The following is a 1,981-nucleotide window of genomic DNA, read 5'->3' on the forward strand; positions in this document are numbered from 1 at the left end:
CGTGGCGGTTCCGGTTCTCGACCTGCCGCGGGGTGGGGTTCCACGTCCTGCTGCGCGGGAGCGGGTGGCTGGTGCCCGAGCGCGGGGAGCCGCTGCCGCTGGGCGTCGGGGACGTGGTGCTGGCGCCCCGGCTGGGCGGGCACGTGCTGTCGGACCTGCCGGTGAGCGAGGGCGCGGTGCCCTTCAGCGCGGTCGGGGCCTCGCGCGGCAGCGGGGAGGGCGGCGCGGTGGACCTGCTGTGCGGGGAGTACCCGCTCGACGGGTCGAGGAGCCACCCGCTGCTGGAGGCGCTGCCCGAGGTGGTGCACCTGCCCGCGCGCGTGGGCGGGCACCGGGACCTGCGGGCGGCGGTGGACCTGCTGGGCCGGGAGGTGCGGGCCGGGCGGTCCGGGCGGGACGCGCTGGTGTCCGGGCTGCTGGACCTGGTGCTGGTGTACTCGCTGCGGGCCTGGCTGGAGGACAACCCCGACGGCGGGTGGGCCAGGGCGCTGCGGGACGAGGGGGTGGCGTCGGTGCTGGACGCGCTGCACACCTCGCCCGCCGAGCAGTGGCGGATCGAGGTGCTGGCGGACCGGGCCGGGATGTCCAGGGCGACGCTGGCCAGGCGGTTCACCGCGCTGACCGGGCGCTCGCCGATGGCCTACCTGGCGTGGTGGCGGATGGTGCTGGCCAGCAAGCTGCTCAAGGAGACCGAGCTGCCGCTGCACGGGGTGGCGCAGCGGGTGGGGTACAGCTCGCCGTTCGCGTTCTCGCACGCGTTCAAGCGGTACAACGGGGTGGCGCCCGCGCACTACCGGTCCGCCGCGGCGGACCTGCGGTAGGCCGGGGCCACCGGGCGGGGCTCAGCAGGCGGACTCAGCGGGCGGGCTCAGCGGCCGGGATCGGGCAGGCCGAGGTGGTGGGCGGCCACCTGGAGCATCAGCCGGGCCTGGCCCTCCGTCCAGTCGACGAGCGCGGCGGCGTCGCCCAGGACCGGGGTGGCCACCTCGGCGCGCAGGCCGCCCTCCGGGCTCTCGCAGTAGCGGCCCGCCGGGATCCAGCGCTGGAGCCGCTGCAGGGTCGCCTCGGCCTCGGGGCCGGGTGGCACCGCGGTCGCCGGGGCGTAGTCGGCGACCGCGACGAACCAGTCGCCGCGCGTGCCGAGCTCCACCCACGCCGCCCGGCCGTCCTCCAGGGCGATCCGGGAGATCGTGGGCGGCAGCGCCACGCCCGACCCGCCCAGCTCCGGCAGGCCCAGCGAGCCGCCGCCCTCCACCACGAGCCTGCAGGACGCGACCAGGTGGCCGAGCAGCATCCACACCTGGAGCGGCTCGGGGAAGCGGGCGCCGACGTGGCAGCCCAGCGCGACCTCCAGGGTCCCGTCGTCCGGGGAGCGGTAGGCGCGGGCCAGCGGCAGCCCCCGGTTCGCCTCGACCAGGCGCTCCCCCGGCACGTCGGGCAGCACGTCGTGGGCGGTCAGGCGGAGCACGCCCTGCTCGTCCGCGGCGGTGACCGACAGGTCGCCGTGCGCGCCCGCCAGCCGGAACGCCGCGTACGGCACGCCGCGCGCGCTGGTGCGCGTCGAGTGGGCCACGCCCAGCTCGGCGAGCGACCGGAACAGCGGGGAGGTGGTCTCGTTCATCGCGCTCCGCCCTTCTCCGGGGCGCCGGGGCGCGGGGAGGGCGGTCCGCGTCGGGGACGCGTCGTGCTGGCGCTCCGCGCGGTCCAGGCCCTGGTGCATGACCCCACTGTCACCCGGAGATCATTCCGCGCCAATGGGAGCGGGCGGGCCGCCCCGGCGGGCGGGTGCCGCCCATCGGGGCACGGGCCCCGGCGCGCACGGCGGCACCCGTTGCCCCGCAAGGGGAAGCTCCGGATTCAGGTGGGCCGGGAGAGGTGTGCGGCGGGTGGTGGGCCCCTACGGGAAACCGCTGCCCGCAGCCGCCCCGGCCCGGAGCCCGGACCGGGGCGGCCACGGTCGGCTCAGCCCCCGCCCACGACC

The 1,981-nt window shown here is 77.9% G+C and carries 2 protein-coding genes; one reads left to right on the forward strand and one right to left on the reverse strand.

Features of this window, described 5'->3' with window-relative positions; all coding sequences use genetic code 11:
- A partial coding sequence (locus ACTUAL_RS31170) for an AraC family transcriptional regulator (RefSeq protein WP_440902734.1) occupies positions 1-821 on the forward strand: 821 nt, incomplete at its 5' end.
- 47 nt (positions 822-868) lie between these two features.
- Here the strand turns inward: ACTUAL_RS31170 and ACTUAL_RS31175 are convergent.
- A complete protein-coding gene (locus tag ACTUAL_RS31175; protein WP_096492979.1) occupies positions 869-1,720 on the reverse strand; it encodes a hypothetical protein in 852 nt (283 codons plus the stop codon).
- Positions 1,721-1,981 lie beyond the last annotated feature (261 nt).

It is taken from the genome of Actinosynnema sp. (assembly GCF_052038725.1).